Source organism: Ravibacter arvi, from assembly GCF_039540405.1.
Lineage (GTDB): Bacteria > Bacteroidota > Bacteroidia > Cytophagales > Spirosomataceae > Ravibacter > Ravibacter arvi.
In genome coordinates this window covers 35,711-53,346 of sequence record NZ_BAABEY010000011.1, presented here as the reverse complement: position 1 = coordinate 53,346, position 17,636 = coordinate 35,711, and the positions used below count along the sequence as shown (strand labels likewise).

At 50.2% G+C, this 17,636-nt stretch carries 18 protein-coding genes; 10 read left to right on the top strand and 8 right to left on the bottom strand.

Annotated elements, in window-relative coordinates:
• Window positions 1-3: 3 nt before the first annotated feature.
• Both ABD852_RS04920 and ABD852_RS04915 read right to left on the bottom strand, forming a co-directional pair.
• On the bottom strand, window positions 4-1,143 hold the full coding sequence (locus ABD852_RS04920; protein WP_345026911.1) for a site-2 protease family protein: 1,140 nt from the start codon (window positions 1,141-1,143) through the stop codon (window positions 4-6).
• A complete protein-coding gene (locus tag ABD852_RS04915) occupies window positions 1,136-1,768 on the bottom strand; it encodes an HAD family hydrolase (protein WP_345026910.1) in 633 nt (210 codons plus the stop codon). Before ABD852_RS04915 ends, ABD852_RS04920 begins: the two co-directional genes overlap by 8 nt.
• Window positions 1,769-1,960: 192 nt before the next feature.
• Between ABD852_RS04915 and ABD852_RS04910 the strand changes: the two genes are divergently transcribed.
• The 5 genes from ABD852_RS04910 to bshB1 all read left to right on the top strand — a co-directional run bounded on the left by ABD852_RS04910 (window position 1,961) and on the right by bshB1 (window position 7,603).
• Window positions 1,961-2,587: a 7-carboxy-7-deazaguanine synthase QueE gene (locus ABD852_RS04910; RefSeq protein ID WP_345026909.1), complete on the top strand. Its 627-nt coding sequence runs from the start codon at window positions 1,961-1,963 to the stop codon at window positions 2,585-2,587.
• The gene (locus tag ABD852_RS04905; RefSeq protein ID WP_345026908.1) at window positions 2,587-4,494 is read left to right on the top strand and encodes an OmpA family protein; all 1,908 of its coding nucleotides are present in this window, start codon (window positions 2,587-2,589) and stop codon (window positions 4,492-4,494) included. Before ABD852_RS04910 ends, ABD852_RS04905 begins: the two co-directional genes overlap by 1 nt.
• Window positions 4,495-4,641: 147 nt before the next feature.
• Entirely contained in the window at window positions 4,642-5,595 is a 954-nt protein-coding gene (gene trxB / locus ABD852_RS04900; protein ID WP_345026907.1) for a thioredoxin-disulfide reductase, read from the top strand.
• A gap of 90 nt (window positions 5,596-5,685) precedes the next feature.
• Entirely contained in the window at window positions 5,686-6,783 is a 1,098-nt protein-coding gene (locus tag ABD852_RS04895; protein ID WP_345026906.1) for a peptidoglycan DD-metalloendopeptidase family protein, read from the top strand.
• A 94-nt stretch (window positions 6,784-6,877) separates the two neighbouring features.
• Complete coding sequence (gene bshB1, locus ABD852_RS04890) at window positions 6,878-7,603, top strand: bacillithiol biosynthesis deacetylase BshB1 (RefSeq protein WP_345026905.1); 726 nt, start codon at window positions 6,878-6,880, stop codon at window positions 7,601-7,603.
• Here the strand turns inward: bshB1 and pdxH are convergent.
• Window positions 7,600-8,247, bottom strand: a complete 648-nt coding sequence (pdxH, locus tag ABD852_RS04885; RefSeq protein WP_345026904.1) for a pyridoxamine 5'-phosphate oxidase — start codon at window positions 8,245-8,247, stop codon at window positions 7,600-7,602. The two genes, bshB1 and pdxH, sit on opposite strands and share 4 nt — an antisense overlap.
• Window positions 8,248-8,349: 102 nt before the next feature.
• Between pdxH and ABD852_RS04880 the strand changes: the two genes are divergently transcribed.
• Window positions 8,350-10,401: a DUF349 domain-containing protein gene (locus tag ABD852_RS04880; protein ID WP_345026903.1), complete on the top strand. Its 2,052-nt coding sequence runs from the start codon at window positions 8,350-8,352 to the stop codon at window positions 10,399-10,401.
• Window positions 10,402-10,509: 108 nt separating this feature from the next.
• Complete coding sequence (locus ABD852_RS04875; protein ID WP_345026902.1) at window positions 10,510-11,331, top strand: UDP-2,3-diacylglucosamine diphosphatase; 822 nt, start codon at window positions 10,510-10,512, stop codon at window positions 11,329-11,331.
• On the opposite strand, the gene ABD852_RS04870 is transcribed toward ABD852_RS04875, so the two are convergent.
• The 4 genes from ABD852_RS04870 to ABD852_RS04855 form a co-directional block, all read right to left on the bottom strand.
• The gene (locus tag ABD852_RS04870) at window positions 11,328-12,071 is read right to left on the bottom strand and encodes a carboxypeptidase-like regulatory domain-containing protein (protein ID WP_345026901.1); all 744 of its coding nucleotides are present in this window, start codon (window positions 12,069-12,071) and stop codon (window positions 11,328-11,330) included. The genes ABD852_RS04875 and ABD852_RS04870 overlap by 4 nt on opposite strands.
• Window positions 12,072-12,216: 145 nt before the next feature.
• The gene (locus tag ABD852_RS04865) at window positions 12,217-13,050 is read right to left on the bottom strand and encodes a phosphatidate cytidylyltransferase (protein WP_345026900.1); all 834 of its coding nucleotides are present in this window, start codon (window positions 13,048-13,050) and stop codon (window positions 12,217-12,219) included.
• The gene (locus ABD852_RS04860) at window positions 13,034-13,240 is read right to left on the bottom strand and encodes a DUF2007 domain-containing protein (protein ID WP_345026899.1); all 207 of its coding nucleotides are present in this window, start codon (window positions 13,238-13,240) and stop codon (window positions 13,034-13,036) included. Before ABD852_RS04860 ends, ABD852_RS04865 begins: the two co-directional genes overlap by 17 nt.
• A 54-nt stretch (window positions 13,241-13,294) precedes the next feature.
• Window positions 13,295-14,239 carry a CPBP family intramembrane glutamic endopeptidase gene (locus ABD852_RS04855; protein WP_345026898.1) on the bottom strand — a complete coding sequence of 315 codons (945 nt, stop codon included), beginning with the start codon at window positions 14,237-14,239 and terminating at the stop codon, window positions 13,295-13,297.
• Between the two features lie 76 nt (window positions 14,240-14,315).
• Here ABD852_RS04855 and dusB point away from each other — a divergent pair, with 76 nt between their 5' ends.
• The 3 genes from dusB to frr all read left to right on the top strand — a co-directional run bounded on the left by dusB (window position 14,316) and on the right by frr (window position 16,760).
• On the top strand, window positions 14,316-15,317 hold the full coding sequence (gene dusB, locus ABD852_RS04850) for a tRNA dihydrouridine synthase DusB (RefSeq protein WP_345026897.1): 1,002 nt from the start codon (window positions 14,316-14,318) through the stop codon (window positions 15,315-15,317).
• Window positions 15,318-15,451: 134 nt separating this feature from the next.
• Entirely contained in the window at window positions 15,452-16,168 is a 717-nt protein-coding gene (pyrH, locus tag ABD852_RS04845; protein ID WP_345026896.1) for a UMP kinase, read from the top strand.
• Between the two features lie 31 nt (window positions 16,169-16,199).
• Window positions 16,200-16,760, top strand: coding sequence for a ribosome recycling factor (gene frr, locus ABD852_RS04840; RefSeq protein ID WP_345026895.1), 561 nt, complete (start codon window positions 16,200-16,202; stop codon window positions 16,758-16,760).
• A gap of 90 nt (window positions 16,761-16,850) precedes the next feature.
• Here the strand turns inward: frr and ABD852_RS04835 are convergent, their stop codons facing one another.
• The gene (locus ABD852_RS04835; protein ID WP_345026894.1) at window positions 16,851-17,636 is read right to left on the bottom strand and encodes a glucosamine-6-phosphate deaminase; all 786 of its coding nucleotides are present in this window, start codon (window positions 17,634-17,636) and stop codon (window positions 16,851-16,853) included.

The window sequence follows — 17,636 nt, the reverse complement described above, 5'->3', positions numbered from 1 at the left end:
GGTCTACAGCTCAATAAATGGCTGCGGGCTGAAGCACAGGACGAAAACCAGCAGCGCTACAATACCCAGTACCACGCGCCCGGCTCCCAGGGGCCGTTCATCGGGTGTTTCCGGGTGGTATATCCCCAGGAACCGCCCCAGGATGAACAGGAAAAACAGGAAAACGGGGTAGCCGGTAATGCCCGGGAAAAAATGCGCGATCAATAGCTGCGCCAGCACGACGCCCAGCGCGAGCATCAGCGCATTCAACGGGTTTTCGAAGACTTTTCGCAGGCAGATAAATAGAAATATGGCATACAGCGCCAGCGAGAGGAGCCCGCTATAAAATTCCTCGTTGGTAAAGAGGGAAAACTCGATCAGTGTGTAAAGGCCGATGCCGGAATAAGTCAGTGCCAATACGTAGAGGGTGGGCGCTACAATATCAAACTTCTTTTTACCAATCAACCCGTAAAGTATATGACCGCCGTCGAGCTGCCCGATCGGGATCAGGTTGAGCGCGGTAAAAAAGAGCGCCAGGTAACCCGCGAAAAGGTAAGGATAGTGAATGATTTCAAAGCGGTGCGGCAGGAGCGCCGGGTCGGCGACATAACTCTTGAAAAACCAGAAAACCAGGTTGTCGCCCAGGGCAATGTTGCCCGCCGCATTCTCGTATACAAAATGCGGGTAGGAGAGTCCATGCTCCAGGTACTCCGGGTGAATCGTGAATATATGCTCGGGAGGCGGCAGGTGTGTAAACCCGTACCATAACACCAGCAAGGCTACCACGAAACCGGCCAGCGGTCCGGCTATTCCGATATCAAAGAATTTAATCCGGGATTGGACCTGTTCCCTGATCTTAATAAAGGCGCCCATGGTCCCGATGCTCGGGGATATGCCGAACCACAACGGGATATAGTAGGGGAGCGATACCCGCACCCGGTGGCGCCGGGCAACAAAATAGTGCCCGAATTCATGTACGGTAAGCACCCCGAGAAAAGGGATGGAAAATTGGAACCCCTGGCAGAATTCCTGCCATCCGAAGGCTTTATCGGAAAAGAAAAACAGATGTCCGTGCATCCACTCGGTTCCGGCCAGTGTGGTCGTTACAAGGGTAATCAGGAACAAGGCCAGCTGGATGGTAAGGGTGCGGCGATTCTCAGGCATAAGGAACCAGGTATTCGAGAATGGTGGGGGGTTTTTGAACGTGGATGGTTTGGATACCCAACCGGTTGGCGGCGATGATATTGTCGTGGTTGTCGTCCAGGAACAAGGTATGCTGTGCTTCTATGCCGGCCTGCTCGAGCACCATTTCATAGATGACAGGATCAGGTTTCATAATTCCCATTTCATAGGAAAGGAATACTTTCTTGAACAGGTCATGAAGCTGGGGAACGCCGCTGCTTTCTTTCAGTATAAGATTCACTTTGTCGATGTGGATGCTGCTGGTATTGCTGAGAAGATACAATTCGTATCGCGTGGCAAGCTGCTGCAGGAGGGTGACGCGGGCCGGTGGGATATCCAGGAGCAGTGCATTCCAGGCGGTGTCGATCTGGTCATCCTGAAGCTGAGGCATCTCCAGTACTTCGCGGACGAGATTCCTGAAGCCGGGCGCAGACAGGCTGCCGGTTTCAAAGCGTCTGAAAAGCTCGTTTTCCCGGAACAACAGAAAGAGTTCTTCATCGCTTCGTCCGGTCAGCAAAGAGAAAGCATGCACGGTTCTGGGAATATCGATGTTGAGAATAACATCGCCAAGATCGAAAATAATGTGCCGGATATTGGAATGCATCATGGCCTGTGATTAGGTTTTGCAGGCGGTAAAGCGGCAGTACGCGCTGTCACCTGGCGGATATTCGGCCAAAGCTAGGAACAAATGCACAAATGTGTTAAGCTTTCGGTCAGGTATTTTGTTTAATTTCGCTTCTTTGCCGGAGAAAACCTCGGGCATAAGGCAAGTTGGGTAAGGTTTTTTTTGAAGGAAGGAATGGCTATCAAAACAATTGAGATTCAGGAAGTAAGTTTCCCCGTGATGGAGGCCTTTTATACCTTGCAGGGGGAGGGTATGCACAGCGGAAAGGCCGCTTATTTCATTAGGCTGGGCGGGTGTGATGTGGGGTGCCATTGGTGTGACGTGAAAGCGTCGTGGGATGCGGATAAGCACCCGCGTGTGACCGTTGATCAAATTGTATCCGGGGCCCTGCAATATCCGGGCCGTTTGGCAGTTATTACTGGTGGAGAACCGCTGATGTATGATTTGGAACCGCTGACTGCTTCGTTGAAAGCGGCCGGGTTTCAAACCAATATAGAAACCTCGGGGGCACATCCCTTATCGGGGGATTGGGACTGGGTTTGCTTCTCCCCGAAAAAGTTTAAAGATCCGCACCCCGGTATTTACCGGCACGCGGACGAATTGAAAGTGATCGTGTACAACAAAAGTGATTTTGAATTTGCGGCGTATCATGCGGAACGGGTTCCGGCCGGCTGTCACCTGATCTTGCAGGTGGAGTGGGGAAGAAAAGACCAGATGACCGATCAGATCGTTGACTTTATCAAGGACAACCCCCGATGGCGCATGTCGCTTCAGACACATAAATACATGAATATTCCCTGATGCGCAAGGTCGTCCTATTCTTCGGTGTATGGTTCCTGACAGCAGGCGGGGCCTGGGCCCAGGCTCCGCAGTTGAGTCGGAGGAACCGCGATTTGGAAGAAAAGGCGCTGAAGGCCTGGGAACAAAGAGACCTTGAAAAGGCCGCCGGCTTGTACAGGCAGCTTGTTGAAAACGAGCCGGGTTACCTGTCCGGTCATATGAGACTGGCCCAGGTTTACGAATGGCAAAAACACAGTGATCTCGTAGCACAGCATTATACACGGGCCATTGAGGTGGCCCCGGATGCAGTCGAGGCTATGCCGGCCTACCAGTGGTTGGCCCGGAAAGCCCAGTCGGAGGAGAAATACGAATTATCGGCCAGGTATTGGCAAAAGGTCATTGATCTCAACACCGGGCAGAAACCCAATAACCTGGTGCGCCTGGCAAAGCGCCAGTTGGAGTCCGCAGAATTTGCCCAAAAGGCCAAGCGAAATCCTTCCAATATTGAACGCGTTCCGCTGAGCGATACGGTGAATCACCTTCCTATGCAATTTTTCCCGGTATTGACCGCCGATGAAGAAACGCTGATTTTTACCGGCCTGGAAAACGGGGGTGATGAGAACATCTTTCTTTCGTCAAAACGGGATGGAAATTGGTCGGCTCCAGTTTCGTTGTCCGATCAGATCAACACCACCAGTAACGAAGGGACCTGTACAATTTCAGCAGACGGACATACGCTGGTTTTTACCGGCTGCAACCGACAGGACGGCCTGGGAAGCTGCGATCTTTACATCAGCTTTCAAAAGAACGGCAAATGGTCGCGGCCGACAGGTATCGGAGAGCCGGTCAATAGCCGGTTCTGGGAGTCGCAGCCTTCGCTCAGCGCCGACGGCAGCGTGCTTTACTTTGCCTCCGATCGTCCGGGCGGCGTCGGGAAGTCCGACATCTGGAAGTCGGAAAAGCTGGAAAATGGAAGCTGGGGGCCGCCGGTCAATCTCGGTGAAACCATTAATACCCCCGACGATGAAAATGCACCCTTCATTCACGCCAACGGGCGCACGCTGTTTTACGCCTCAAAAGGGTTGCCGGGTATGGGGAGCTTCGATATTTTCATGATCGACCTGCAGGAAGGCGGTCAGGCAAAGCCGGTAAACCTGGGCTACCCGATCAATAACAGCGCCGACCAGGTGGGACTGTTCATTACTGCGGACGGGGAAACAGCCTATTATACAGAGGACCGTACGGAGACAGGAAAGGGGCGGCTTTCCAAATTGTATACGTTTGCAATTCCGCCAGAATTGAAGCCGCTTTTTACACCGACCCGCTATATTAAAGGACGGGTTCTTGACAGCGAAACCAGGCAGCCTGTGCAGGCGCAACTGCGCCTCTATGATCTCGCAACCCAACAATTGGTTTCCGGTTTTACTTCCGATGAAACTTCAGGCGAGTACCTGGCCGTAGTGAACAAAGACAGTCACTACGCATTGTATGTGGAAAGAGCAGGGTATCTTTTCAAAAGCATGTCGTTTGACATTGCGGATTCGGAGGCGCCGGTGAAGAAGGACATCCTCATAGAACGCGTGAAGAAGGATAAATCCGAAATACTGACCAATGTTTTCTTTGATACCGGTGATTTCAGGCTGAGCGAGAAGTCAAAGCTTGAGCTGAACAAGCTCGTGGCTTTCCTGGAGGCGAATAACGGGCTTGAGATCGAGGTCTCGGGCCACACCGATGATGTCGGTTCGGAAAACGATAATTTCAAGCTTTCGGAAAAAAGAGCCGAATCGGTAGTTAACTACTTGACATCCAAAGGTATTTCGGGAGGACGGTTGCGGTTTAAGGGCTTTGGGGAAAGCGCTCCGAAAGTACCCAACGTATCTGACGAAAACCGGAGCGTGAACCGGAGGATTGAATGGCGCATTCTGTAAACGGGTTGTTTTTTTTTATAAAATGGCGCACTTTTGGGCAGATTTTTGTTGTCAGTGAATAAGAGGCTCCCGGAGAACAGCCCGGGTGTTCTGAATGTGATAAAAAAGTTTTAATTATAGTTCGATTAGTAACAATACCCCGGAATCATGTCGATAGAAAAAGTTGAATGTTTAATAATTGGTTCGGGGCCTGCCGGATATACTGCCGCAATCTATGCTGCCCGCGCAGGTATGAAACCGGTACTCTATCAGGGCGGCCAGCCTGGCGGCCAGCTCACCACCACGACCGACGTGGAAAATTACCCGGGATACCCGTTGGGAATAGGCGGACCGGAGATGATGCAGGATTTTGAAAAGCAGGCGCTGCGCTTCGAAGCAGATATACGTTACGGAATGGTAACCAGCGTTCATTTTTCCGGTTATCCCCACCGTGTAGTCGTCGATGGTAAAAAAGAAATCGAAGCCAGGACCGTACTGATCGCCACCGGTGCATCTGCTAAGTGGCTGGGGCTTCCGGGTGAGGACCGGTTGAATGGCAAAGGCGTTTCGGCCTGCGCGGTATGTGACGGATTCTTTTTCCGGAAACAGGAGGTAGCGGTTGTGGGCGGTGGTGATACGGCCCTTGAAGAAGCATCTTACCTGGCTAAATTGTGCAGCAAGGTCTATCTCCTGGTTAGACGTGACGAATTGCGTGCATCGAAAATCATGCAAAGAAGGCTGCTTTCTCTGGAGAACGTAGAAGTGTTGTGGAATACTGAGGCGGTTGAGTTGCTTGGAGAAGATGTTCTGGAAGGCGTGGTGGTGCGCAATAATGTTACCGAGACCCAGCAAACCCTTGCGGTTACCGGTTTTTTTGTCGCCATAGGCCATAAACCCAATACAGAAGTGTTCAGCGAATACCTGGAGATGGACGATCACGGGTATATCAAGACAATTCCCGGCTCCACCAAAACCAATGTAGAAGGTGTATTTGCCTGTGGTGACGCACAGGATAATGTCTATCGTCAGGCGATAACGGCGGCAGGTACCGGTTGTATGGCCGCTCTTGATGCGGAACGTTTTTTGGTAGTGAAGGAAGCAGAGATGCTCGATCAGGTATAATCAGCGTGAACAATACCGGCCCTTTTTACTGTTGATCTGGCCCCCAGGTCGCAGTGTGTTTTTTTGTAAAAAAAGCGGCCTTAGTCGAATATGAAAGGACTGACTATTTTTAAGAATTGGAACAAAGTCGTTTTGTGCCTGTTCTTTCCCGTATTTTTTGCCGGGAAAGAAGCGGTGGGCCAGGAGAGAGGAAAGGTGAAGCAGGCACCGAAGATCAATCAGGGAACCACAAAGACTCCCGATTCTCCTAAGAAAGATCAGAAAGACGAGACCGAGGGGTTTGAAATTCAAACATCAAACATCCAGTTTCAGAGCCAGTTTGAACCGGTAAAGCCGATTAATCCTGTTGTCAACGAGGATCCTGATACGTTGTTGCCGGCTGATTTGACAGTGGCGGAAATGGCGGATTCCATGCAGGTAGGCGATGATATGGTCAAAGTAGCCGAATACTTTGTGATCTGGGATGACCGGAACATTAACCCCTACAATATTAATCCGCTTGAGTTTGACGAAAGCGTTGTTTTGGATTTATACAACGACGACGAAGGGCGCTATGCTGCTATGCCGCTCAGAAGCGTGAAACCTACCTCGCAGTTTGGATTGAGATGGGGGCGGAATCACACCGGCACCGACCTGGACCTGGATACCGGCGATACCATCGTGTCTGTCTTTGACGGTATGGTACGCGTCGTCGGCACCGACGGCCGGGGTTATGGAAGGTTTGTCGTGGTGAGGCATTACAACGGGCTGGAAACGCTGTACGGGCATATGTCGAAACCACTGACGGAGTCCGGTACCGTGGTGAAGGCGGGTGACGTATTGGGCCTGGGCGGAAGCACGGGCCGGAGTACCGGTCCGCATTTACATTTCGAAGTCCGATACGAAGGAAATGCCTTTGATCCGAGACATATTTACGATTGGAACAAACCGGCGGTCAAGTCGAGGGAATTTGAACTGACCAAATCGGTTTGGGATTACCGGCGGGGAAGCCGGAGTTACAAGAGTGAATTTGAATCAGGTGACCAGTCCCCGGCGTACCGGTCGGCGGTTTGGCATAAGATACGTTCGGGAGAAACGCTTTCTTCAATCGCCCGAAAATATGGAACGACGATTTCGAGCGTTGCAAAACTGAACAGATTAAGCGTCCGCTCTACGTTACGTATCGGACAGAGATTGCGAATCCGGTAGGGAGGAGCGAGGTACGAGGAGCGAACCAGCTGTAAGCCGGAACCCCTCACCCCTCACCCCATACCTCATACCTCATACCTCATACCTCATACCCATGAAACTAGATATACTTGCGATTGCCGTCCATCCGGATGATGTGGAGCTGGGTTGTTCCGGTACGCTGATGATGGCAGTTCTCCAGGGGAAGAAGGTAGGCATTGTAGACCTTACCCGCGGAGAGCTCGGAACGCGCGGAACCCCCGAAGGCCGCCTGGCAGAAGCGGCCGATGCGGCGGCACTGATGGGAGTCCCTGTCCGGGAAAATGTAGGTCTGGCCGATGGCTTTTTTCGGAATGACCCGGACCATCAAATGAGAATTATCCCCTTTATCAGGAAATACAGCCCGGATATTGTACTGACCAACGCCATTGACGATCGCCACCCGGATCACGGCCGTGCGGGCGGATTGGTAGCCGATGCCTGCTTTTACTCGGGGCTTCGCAAAGTTGAAACGGTTGGTGATGATGGAAAACAACAGGCGCCCTGGCGGCCCAAAAATGTCTTCCACTTTATCCAGGACCGCTATATAAAGCCGGATTTTATAGTTGACATTTCTCCCGTCTTTGAAAGGAAGATTCAGGCAATCCAGGCCTTTAAAAGCCAGTTCTTTGTGCCGTCTTATGAGAAAGACGAGCCCCAGAGCTATATTTCGACACCGGCATTCCTGGCCTCGGTAAAAGCCCGTGCTCAGGAAATGGGACACGCGGTCGGTGTGGATTACGGTGAGGGCTTTACTTCTTACCGTGCTCTGGGACTTAAAGATCTTTCGGTTTTTCTCTAGGGGGATAACCGGGAAATACGCCACTCGCCTGCAGATTCCGTTTGGGTATACAGGATCCGGTCATGAAGGCGCCCGGCGCCGCCTTGCCAGAATTCTACCCGGTCAGGGGTGAGCCTGAACCCTCCCCAATGCGGTGGCCTTGGTACCTCCCGGCCCTCGAATTGCGCTTCTATCAACTGTTGTTTTTCTTCCAGCTCCTGGCGGCTCCCGATCACCGAACTCTGGTTGGAAACCCAGGCGCCAATCTGGCTTGCGCGGGGCCTGCTCTGAAAATAGACATCCGAATCAGCTTCGGAAATGCGTTTTACTTCACCCTGAATCCGGACCTGTCTTTCCAGCTCAGGCCAAAAAAATGTCAATGACGCGAACGGATACCTTGTTAATTCGTTTCCTTTTTCGCTGAGATAATTCGTAAAAAAAGTAAATCCGTCCGGATCAAAACTTTTTAACAATACGATGCGGGCGTTGGGGTGCTGGTGACGGTCGAGGGTGGCCAGGTGCATGGCATTGGGCTCAATTACACGGGCTTCAAGGGCTTCGCCGAACCAGGTGCCGAACTGGCTTACCGGATCGCCGGCGACGGTTTCTTCGCTCAACGTTTTAAGCGTGTAGTCTTTACGTATGTCTGCTATACTCAGGCTCATGAGGCGACTATTCTTTAAGGTTAAATGACAAAAATACTTGTTTCAATAGAAAGATTCTTACTTTTGTAATATAAGGGTATCGAATAGAAAGCGTAAAAAACGATGGTACAGGACGACATCACCGAAAACGGTGGAAACGTAGTGAACGAGCCGGACAAAGAGAAAACAGTCGCGGCTTCTCAGGAAAAGAATTCAGAGGAAGAAGCGGTACAGGAAACCGGATCAACCGTTGAAGCATCAGGACAGGAAGAGACACCTGTTGCGGATACGGCAGATGCGCCGGAAAACGCCGGGGAGACTTTGAATGATTCTGATGAAGACGCTGCGGCCGCAGATTCCGATGATGCGTCAGACGAAGATGACCTCGCGCACGAAGCCATCGACCTGAGTGAATTCGATAAACCCGGCCTTATCGGCCTTCTGACCAGGGAATTGGCCCATCTTCAAAAAGGTGAAAACCTTACGTTGTCCGTATTTCGCAGACTGGATGCCCTGCTGAAAGACTTTCGCCCTATTCTTGAACAGTTTCAGAGAACCGAACAGGCGGCAGCCCTGGAGCGTTTTATCGCGGAAAATGGCAGCGAAGACGGGTTTGAATACCGTCAGGACCCGGAAACCGCCCAGCTGGACGAACTGAAAAAGAAACTCAAGCTAGAGAGAAGCAAGTTTTTCAAGCAGCTTGACAAGGCCAAGGAAGATAATTTCAGTTTGAAAACCACCTTGCTCCAACGGTTGAGAGAACTGGTAGAGGAAGAGGAAAACAAGGAATCTGACGATTCCAATATGAAGGCGGGGTGGCAGGACTTTAAAAAGATCCAGGAAGAATGGCGCCTGGCCGGAAATATTAATTCTCCTCATAATGGTACGCTTTGGGCCACTTATAACGCCCTTGTTGACCGGTATTTTAATATACGGAACATGTTTTTTGAACTCAAAGAACTTGACCGTAAACGGAATGCCGACGTGAAAGCTGAGTTATGCGAAAAGGTCGAGCTGATTTCTTCACAGATTGAAAATGAGGGTTTCAGCAAAGCGCTCCTGGATGAGGCGCTGCACCTTTTCGAGGAATATAAGCACGTAGGGCCGGCTCCCAAGGAAGAGCAGGAAAAGCTCTGGCAACGCTTCAAAACCGCGCTGGACCGTGTATACGACGCAAAACGTGTGCAATCGGGTGAGTTGAGGAAGCAAGCCGCCGAAATCTACGAAATCAAATCTAAGATATACGAAGAGATCGTGCCTTACACCGTGTTCTCTTCCGGCAGTATTAACGAGTGGAATGCCAAAACCAAGGAGTTGCTGGTTTTCCAATCGAAATGGGAGGAGATAAAGGGCGGTATGCCCCGGGAAGAAGGCAAGGTGTTGAGCAAGAAGTTCTGGTCGGGACTGAAGACCTTTTTTAACAACAAAGGTGAGTTTTTCAGGCAGCTGGAAGCCAAACGCGAGGTGAATCTACGTGCCAAAACCGAGCTGTGCGAGCAAGCCGAAGAAATTCTGAGCCTTGGCGAAGACAACCCGCAAAATACGCAGCGGGTAATTGAACTGCAGAAACGCTGGAAAACGGTCGGACAGGTTCCGGAAAAATACAAGGATTCTATTTTCGTTCGTTTCAAGACGGCTTGCGACGCATATTTCGACAAGAAGCGCGGCAAAAACCAGGCAGTAGAGAAGGAGTTCGAAGAGAACCTCCAGAAGAAGGAAGACCTGTGCAACCGGATAGAAGCGCTTGCCGAGGAGCCCGAAGCAAATATTGAGCAGCTGAATGCCTTCAAGGCGGAGTGGAAGGGTGTTGGCTTTGTCCCGAGGGCCGAGATGCAGAATATACAAAAGCGATATATTGCCGCTATTAATAAGTATGTAAGCGCAATCGGTAAACTCAGCGTGAAGGAGCGGGAAATTGTATTGCTTCAAAATGAGGTAGACGTGGTCAAAGGCAGCGATTCGGACAGAAACCTTTACCGGAAGGAGAATGACCTAAGGAAGAAAGTGACCCAGCTTGAGGAGGATATCTTACTTTGGCAGAACAATATTCAGTTCTTTGCCAAATCGAAGAATTCAGACAAGCTGAAAGCCGATTTCGAGAAAAAAATAGAAAAGGCGGAAGAGCAGTTAGCGGAGCTGAAACATCAACTCAAGGTATTGCAGGAGGCATTTTAATGACCACAAGCTTCGAAACTTCCAACCGTTTCGTTGAAAAGAGCATCCGGGAAGACACTTGCCAAAAGGCGGGTGTCTTTCCTACATTTTAGGGAACAGCATATTTAAATGAGTGATTTTCGGCACATCGATCTCAATCTTCCTGCGGGAAAAAGTATTTTTTTTGTTTCAGATTTCCATCTCGGCGCTTCGGCCAAAGGCGACAAAAACAGGGACCTTGAAAAGCGGATCGTTGACTGGCTCAGGCGGATAGCGCCAGATGCCGCTTACCTGTTCCTGGTAGGCGACGTGTTTGATTATTGGTTTGAGTACAAACACGTAGTGCCCAAAGGGGCGGTCCGTCTGCTCGGGCAGCTGGCGGAAATAGCGGACACGGGCATCCCTATTTACTATTTTACAGGCAACCACGACATGTGGGTGCGCGATTACTTTGAGCAGGAATTGGGAGCAATAGTAAGCAGGGACCCGATGCGGTTTACCGTGACCACTTCCGGACCTACTTCCCGGCTTTTTGTTGGTCATGGCGACGGCCTCGGCCCGGGAGACCATTTTTACAAGTTTCTGAAAGTATTGTTTGAGAGTTCGCTGGCGAGAACGCTTTTCAGGCAGGTCCATCCCGATCTTGCCACAAAGCTCGCCTTTGCCTGGTCGAAACAGAGCCGGGCTGCGAATAACGAAAAAGGAGAGGATACCTTTAAGGGCCTGGATCGGGAATGGCTATATCAATATTGCCTGGAGGTGGAGCAACAGTTGCACCACGACTATTACGTTTTTGGCCATCGTCATCTTCCCCTGGATCTGCAGGTGGGTGAGAATAGCCGCTACATCAACCTGGGAGAATGGTTCAGCCGGGGAAGTGGCTATCCCTATGCCCGTTTCGACGGCCGTTCCATGGAGCTGAAATACGACAAGAGCGGAACCGGTCGTTAATCTTCAAAATTCTTTTTAGGGATTTCGCCGGGGTTAATGTAATCCTGGCGGGAGATATTCTCTCTGGGGGCCTGATTCAGGTCCTTATGCCATTCTTTTCGTTTCAGATCACCCTTTTTAACCCCTTTAATGAAGTTTGCCCAGGCAAAAGGGTTGAGGAAGGGCATTGTGGTACCAAAACTCCGGTTGGCATAGGACTCGCGGCCGAAGAGTTGCTGGTCAATGGAATGGCGGAAATTGGTCTGCGCATTGTTGGGCACCATCATCGCCATCCGGTTGATATACTCAGGATCGGTGCTTTTGGCAAGCGCATCGCGATCCGCCTGATCCGGAAGCCGCATTTCCAGGAAAGCCTTTTTGAACTCATCCTCGGTCCGGTAAGGCCATACCCTTACTTCGGAGAGCATTTGCACGTTTTCGCGCATCGCGATAATGGCAGAAAAGCTTTCTCCGTTGAAGTTCTTGGGAATATTGAAGTACTGGTTCTTGTAACCGATGTATGAAAACACAATACTATCTCCCGGAAAAACGGGAACTACAAAATAGCCGTCCCTGTCGGCGATTGTTCCTTTCCCGGCCCGCGGAATAATTATACTTGCTGCGGGAAGTCGTTCCTGGTTAGCGCCGACTACAATCCCGTTAAACATTATGGCTTTCCGCTCACCCTGTCCGAATGCGGGAATCGTACTCAAAGCAGCAAGAAAGACCAGGAGAATATTTGCGAAAAAAATCTTCTTCATTGCGATCATAATCGTTTCTCTTGTTTTCAACTCTTTCTCAGTTCATACGATACCCGTACAAGAGATTTTTATTAGTTTTTTCTTTAGCGAGGTCGTGTTTATTGTCTTATAAAATTAGCGCATTGCGCTGAATATACCGAAAAGATTAGGAAAAAAGCTTGATAAAAGTGGCAATAAACGGCATCGAGAGCAAAAGCCCGTCGAAGCGGTCAAGGAAACCGCCGTGGCCGGGGATACTGTTGCCCGAATCCTTAATGGCAATGCTTCTTTTAAAAAGAGACTCTACGAGGTCGCCATAAATGCCGGCGATGACGAGGATAGCGCCAATACAATACCACTGCCAAGCGGCATAGGTAGTAAAGAAAATTCCGAGCAAAAATGCCACCAGTGCGGCAAACACCGCTCCGCCTATGGCGCCTTCCCAGGACTTCTTCGGCGAAACCCTTTCGAATAATTTCCGTCTGCCAAACTTCGTGCCCGCGAAATAGCCTCCGATATCCGAGGCCCAAAGCAACAAAAGACAGCCCAGTACGATCTGGAAGTTATAGGTGCCCCCCCGCATGGCGATGACCGAAAGCAGCGCAAAGGGAAGCGCTACGTAGATAAGGCCGAGGAAGGTGAAGCCTATGTTCATAAAGGGTTTTATGTCTTTTTTCTTGTACAATTTGATAAAGAAAATAAGCGACAATAACGGCGAAATAGCAAAATAATACTGTCCTGACAGGTCTCCCTTTTCAATGAAAAACGTGAGCAGGTTTAAGACGATACCGCAAAAAGTACCATAGTTGGTTAATGGTTGATTCCCGTCGAGGCCCAGGAGCTTGTAAAACTCGTACTGGGTCAACGCACATAAGATGCAGACAAAAAGCAAAAAGGTTGCTTCGCTGTAGAGAATCAGACCTAAAATTACAAAAAAGCCAATCAGCGCGGCTACGACCCGCTGCTCGAGATTGCTTCGTTCACTAAGACGAAATTTCATTTTCAAGTATTTGCCTGGCAATAATTTCCTGTTCTAGGGGGACATATAGTTCAAAGACGCCCAGGAGGTAGCTACTGTCTTTTTTGTTGATAATCACGGCCTGTATGCCGTTGTTTTCGAGTACCATCCTCGATATTTCTGCCTTGGGGTTTGCGTCGCTGATCAGTATTTTTACCCAGTTTTCAAGCATGATAAGCCGGTTTTGATGCGTATTAAAGGGAACTAGTGAATTGAGGGGAGCCGGTCAGGCGGCAGCGGAACCGGGGGTAGATTTGTAGACAATGCGTAGCAGCCAAAGCGCAGCTACCAATGACAACAGGCCTGTCCACACCGGTACGGATTGAGAGGATGCAATATCGACATCAATCATTTTCTGGCGGTACATCCACATCAGGACGACCGTAACGGCATTGTTTACAAAATGAGCGAAAATAGCCATTGCAAGCCTGCCGGTCCAGAAATAGAGATAACCGAACATCGCGCCGAGAAATAAGCGGGGGAAAAAACCGTAAAACTGGAAATGGATGACGCTGAATATAAACGCGCTCACCCATATAGCCAGGTGGACATTGGCCCAGTGCTCCGCCAGCTTTCTTTGTAATATACCTCTGAAAAGCACCTCTTCACCAATGGCCGGGATAATGGCTATTACCACGACCGCAATCAATAGCTGGCCGATCGTCTGGAAGGAAAGGAAATACTCCGTGAGATTGGCCAGTGTCAGCTCATTTTCTTTCATCCAGGCTTCTATGCCCGATAAACTGTCGGGGAGAATCATAGATTCGTTCCATTCGGAGATCATACCCGTGAACGGCATCAGTACGATTGTCAGAAAGAATATCGGGACCAGGCCGGCGTATGAATTCCGGTTTTGGAGATTGAAGGCTTCTGTGCCTTTCCTTTCAACAAGCTTCCAGAAAACCAGTGCCGGAATCAGGAAGGAGAAAAGGTGGTAAACGGCCTGCAGAAGGATTACCCTAAGCCAGCTCTCCGCGTCATAGGCTGCAGTGGCCCCGGCGGCAATAATTTCATTGAGGTTAAAATCGCCATCCCCGATTAACGTCAGCAGGCCGACGCCGAGGATGCTGCCTATCGCCATTCCGATGAGTATAATCCCGATCAGAATGAGCAATGCGCTCCAGGTACCGGATACCAGAGGTTGCGTACGGGGAAGGTGTATTTCTGCCATAATTCCTGTAAATTTACGTCAAATTTCCACAGTTCGGTTTTTCCGGTCTGTTATTACGGAGCTATAACCCCGAAAAATGCCAAATATAGGAAATATTACGCTTGGAGAATTCCCGCTGCTGCTGGCGCCGATGGAGGACGTGAGTGATCCGCCCTTCCGTGCGGTCTGCAAAGACAACGGTGCGGACCTGATGTACACCGAGTTCATCTCTTCGGAAGGATTGATTCGGGATGCCGCCAAAAGTGTAAAAAAACTCGATATTTTCGAGTATGAGCGCCCTATCGGAATACAACTTTTCGGGAGCGACATTGAAACCATGGCGTCATGCGCCGAAATCGCCGCCGCAGCAGGGCCCGATCTCATAGATATCAATTACGGTTGCCCGGTAAAGAACGTGGCCTGTCGCGGCGCGGGGGCGGCGTTGCTCCAGGACATTCCGAAGATGGTAAAGATGACCGAGGCGGTGGTGAAATCGACCGGGCTTCCGGTGACCGTTAAAACCCGGTTGGGGTGGGACCATGAAACCATTAATATCCTTGAGGTTGCCGAGAGGCTGCAGGACATCGGTATCCAGGCACTGACCGTACATGGCCGCACCCGGGTACAGATGTACAAGGGTGACGCCGATTGGACGATGATCGGAAAAATCAAGGACAACCAGCGGATACGGATCCCTATTTTCGGAAACGGCGATATCGACAGCCCCGAAAAAGCGCTCGAATACCGGGAAAGGTATGGTGTGGACGGCATTATGATCGGCAGGGCCTCGATCGGGAATCCCTGGATTTTTAACCAGATCAAGCATTTTTTTAAGACGGGAGCGCATTTACCGGCCCCCGGCATACTGGAAAGGGTCGCGGCCTGCCGGAAACACCTGGACTTTTCGGTCAGGTGGAAGGGTGACACCCTGGGACTGCTGGAAATGCGCAGGCACTATACCAACTATTTCAAAGGTCTGGATAATTTCAAACCGTTTCGGATGCGGCTTGTAGAAAGCCTGGTTTACCGGGACATTGAAGCGATGCTGGACGAAATTGTACACTACTACCAGGAATCAGAAAATTTTGCTGCTATCTGACCGCCGGTCTTCACGCCGCTGTTTCAATGCCTCCGGGTAAAGAGCGCGATGAAAACCGGTGCGTTTTGGAAGTCATTTTTGTATTTTAGCCGAGTGCGGTTTATTATTGCCACTTTAACACAAACCAGAAATTTATGTCCCAACAAAACTATCAACGTATATTATTGAAGCTCAGCGGGGAAGCGCTCAACGGGGGAGACAAGGCACAGGTGATCGACTTTAGTATTCTGGACCGGTATGCGCTGGAGGTAAAAGAAGTGGTTGATGCGGGGGTTCAGGTAGCGATTGTGATAGGTGGTGGAAATATTTTCAGAGGGGCATCAGTTGAAAAATCAGGTATTGACCGCGTTCAGGGCGATCATATGGGGATGCTCGCAACGGTAATAAACGGCATGGCGATTCAGAGCGCGCTCGAAAAGCACCAGATCCGTACCCGCCTGATGTCGGCGATAAAAATGGAGCAGGTTTGTGAGCCTTTAATTCGCCGGCGGGCCATCCGGCATCTGGAAAAGGGGCGCGTGGTTATTTTCGGAGCCGGAACCGGTAACCCTTACTTCACCACCGATACGACGGCGGGCCTGCGTGCTATTGAAATTGAAGCGGACGTAGTGTTGAAAGGAACACGCGTGGATGGCGTATATGACAAAGATCCGGAGAAAAACGCTGACGCGAAGAAATATGAAACCCTCACTTTTGACGAAGCCATTTCGAAAAAACTGAAAATCATGGACCAAACAGCGTTCACGCTTTGTATGGAAAACAACCTTCCGATTGTTGTTTTCGATATGAACAAGCCTGGTAACCTCAGTAAACTCGTCAGCGGCGAAACGGTAGGAACGCGTATCGGTTAACGGATTAATTTTCGAATCATATTTATGTAGCATGGAAGAAATAGAATTCTATCTTGAAGACGCAAAAGAAACGATGGAAGGGGCTATCAAGCACCTGAATATCGAGTTGGCAAAAATACGCGCCGGAAAAGCCTCTCCTCAAATGCTGGATGGTATAAGACTCGAGTATTACGGTTCTTTATCTCCGCTAAACAACGTCGCCTCGATTACCACACCCGATCCGCGTACCATTGTAATCAAACCATTTGAACGGAAGATTATTTCGGATATAGAGCGGGCCATTATCAATAGCAACGTAGGGCTTTCACCGGCAAACGACGGTGAGGTGATCCGTCTGTCCATTCCGCCGCTCACGGAAGAGAGACGGAAGGAGCTGGCGAAAAAATCGAAGGCTGAAGTTGAGACGGCGAAAGTGAACATCCGGAACATCCGACAGGATGCGAACAACGCTATCAGGAAGCTGGCGAAAGAGGGGGCTTCAGAAGACCTCATCAAGCAAGGGGAGGAGCGCGTTCAGAAAATCACCGACGGCTTTATCGTCAAAGTAGACCAGATTTACCTGGCGAAGGAAAAAGACATTATGGAGGTCTAGCCCACGCCGGCAAAGTATCAGTAAAATGCCCCGGTTGCAATTTGTTTGCGACCGGGGCATTTTACTGGAGTAATGTATGGAAAGCAGGGGCTATGCACCGAGTAGTGAAGCACTTTCCTTGTCTACAAATAACCTGGCATCCGGGTGCTCTCTTAGTATGGTGGAAGGAAATTCCGGGGAAATATCAGCTTCCAGGGTATACTTAATGGCCTGCGCTTTTAGCGGACCGGGTACGATGCAGAATGCATGGGCCGGCTTGACCAGGGTCGGTATCGTAAGCGTAAGCGCGTGTGTTGGCACCGAGCCGAGTGTTGTGAAACAACCGTCATTTACCTGCTGAACACGGCTGGTTTCGTCCAGTTCCACCACTTTCACAGTAGCGGGGTCGTTGAAATCGGCTACGTGCGGATCGTTGAAGGCAATATGACAATTCTCTCCGATGCCCATACAGATGATATCCACCGGGTTTTCCTCAAGCAGAGCCGTATACCTGGCGATTTCGTCGGTGACGTTGGAAGCGTTCCCGTTGATCCGGTAGAAATTGCCTATGGCTACATGGTTAAAAAGGCGGTCGACCAGGAAAGTGGCAAAGTTTTGCGGCGCGTCGCTTTCAAGACCTATGTATTCGTCCATATGGAAAGCATTGATCCTCGACCAGTCGATCCCTGCTGCATTTTTGAGATGCTGCAAAAATTCGTTTTGAGAGGGTGCGGAAGCGAAGATCATATTAACCGTTTCTTTCCGGCTTTGAATTTCACGGATTCTTTCGGCTACTGCACTGGCGGCTTCAATTCCAAGTTGTTCACGATTTGGGGAGACGATTACGGCAAGGTTATCGACTGAAAGTGCTGACGTAGAGAGATTATCTAGATTCAT

Coding starts and splice junctions, on each gene's coding strand:
- ABD852_RS04835 (WP_345026894.1), bottom strand. CDS start 17,636: ATGAATCTAGATAATCTCTCTACGTCAGCACTTTCAGTCGATAACCTT.
- pyrH (WP_345026896.1), top strand. CDS start 15,452: ATGTCCCAACAAAACTATCAACGTATATTATTGAAGCTCAGCGGGGAA.
- ABD852_RS04855 (WP_345026898.1), bottom strand. CDS start 14,239: ATGGCAGAAATACACCTTCCCCGTACGCAACCTCTGGTATCCGGTACC.
- ABD852_RS04860 (WP_345026899.1), bottom strand. CDS start 13,240: ATGCTTGAAAACTGGGTAAAAATACTGATCAGCGACGCAAACCCCAAG.
- ABD852_RS04915 (WP_345026910.1), bottom strand. CDS start 1,768: ATGATGCATTCCAATATCCGGCACATTATTTTCGATCTTGGCGATGTT.
- trxB (WP_345026907.1), top strand. CDS start 4,642: ATGTCGATAGAAAAAGTTGAATGTTTAATAATTGGTTCGGGGCCTGCC.
- ABD852_RS04905 (WP_345026908.1), top strand. CDS start 2,587: ATGCGCAAGGTCGTCCTATTCTTCGGTGTATGGTTCCTGACAGCAGGC.
- ABD852_RS04870 (WP_345026901.1), bottom strand. CDS start 12,071: ATGAAGAAGATTTTTTTCGCAAATATTCTCCTGGTCTTTCTTGCTGCT.
- bshB1 (WP_345026905.1), top strand. CDS start 6,878: ATGAAACTAGATATACTTGCGATTGCCGTCCATCCGGATGATGTGGAG.
- ABD852_RS04875 (WP_345026902.1), top strand. CDS start 10,510: ATGAGTGATTTTCGGCACATCGATCTCAATCTTCCTGCGGGAAAAAGT.
- pdxH (WP_345026904.1), bottom strand. CDS start 8,247: ATGAGCCTGAGTATAGCAGACATACGTAAAGACTACACGCTTAAAACG.
- frr (WP_345026895.1), top strand. CDS start 16,200: ATGGAAGAAATAGAATTCTATCTTGAAGACGCAAAAGAAACGATGGAA.
- dusB (WP_345026897.1), top strand. CDS start 14,316: ATGCCAAATATAGGAAATATTACGCTTGGAGAATTCCCGCTGCTGCTG.
- ABD852_RS04895 (WP_345026906.1), top strand. CDS start 5,686: ATGAAAGGACTGACTATTTTTAAGAATTGGAACAAAGTCGTTTTGTGC.
- ABD852_RS04880 (WP_345026903.1), top strand. CDS start 8,350: ATGGTACAGGACGACATCACCGAAAACGGTGGAAACGTAGTGAACGAG.
- ABD852_RS04910 (WP_345026909.1), top strand. CDS start 1,961: ATGGCTATCAAAACAATTGAGATTCAGGAAGTAAGTTTCCCCGTGATG.
- ABD852_RS04920 (WP_345026911.1), bottom strand. CDS start 1,143: ATGCCTGAGAATCGCCGCACCCTTACCATCCAGCTGGCCTTGTTCCTG.
- ABD852_RS04865 (WP_345026900.1), bottom strand. CDS start 13,050: ATGAAATTTCGTCTTAGTGAACGAAGCAATCTCGAGCAGCGGGTCGTA.